This is a genomic window from Thermus sp. FJN-A (genome assembly GCF_054655095.1).
Genome location: NZ_BAAHSC010000272.1, coordinates 1 through 236, shown reverse-complemented (window position 1 = coordinate 236; position 236 = coordinate 1). Strand labels below are relative to the sequence as shown.

At 75.0% G+C, this 236-nt stretch carries 1 pseudogene; it reads left to right on the top strand.

Going from position 1 to position 236, the window contains the following annotated elements:
- Positions 1 to 236: pseudogene (locus ACYQ0J_RS13690) on the top strand (hypothetical protein); the annotation flags it as partial.

Genomic DNA, 236 nt, shown 5'->3' with positions numbered 1-236 from the left:
CATCCGCCGGAGGGCCTGGCGCGCCCCGGCCACCCTCCGGGGCCGGACGGGGGTCTACGCCGCCGGGACCCTTTACGCCGTGCGCCTGCCCCACCGGGAGGCCCGCCCCCGTCTGGACCCGGAGGACTTCCGCCACCCGTGGCGGGACCTGGAGGAGGACGCCCGCCGGGGGCGCACCGCCTGGAGCCTGAGGCTGAGAGAGTCATATAAAAGTCCCCCTAAGGGAGACTCCGAGG